Raw genomic sequence first — 242 nt, 5'->3', positions numbered from 1 at the left:
CCCGCCGCCGACGACGACGCTCGATCGCGCATGGATCGCCGCGCACATTCCGCACGACGGCGCGATGTGCGTGCTCGATCGCGTCGAAGCATGGGATGCCGAGCGCATTCGCTGCAGCGCGACGAGCCACCGCGATCCGCACAACCCGCTGCGCGCGCGCGGCCGGCTCGCGTCGGTCTGCGGAATCGAATACGCGGCGCAGGCGATGGCCGTGCACGGTGCGCTGCTCGGTGCGCAACAGG

General features: G+C 71.9%; 1 pseudogene. It reads left to right on the top strand.

The annotated features are described in order from the left end of the window. A pseudogene (locus SB764_RS44000) lies at window positions 1–242 on the top strand (3-hydroxylacyl-ACP dehydratase); the annotation flags it as partial.

Origin of the sequence: Paraburkholderia sp. SIMBA_027, from assembly GCF_046535315.1 — a bacterium.
Lineage (GTDB): Bacteria > Pseudomonadota > Gammaproteobacteria > Burkholderiales > Burkholderiaceae > Paraburkholderia > Paraburkholderia tropica.
This window is presented reverse-complemented; position numbering and strand designations above follow the sequence as displayed.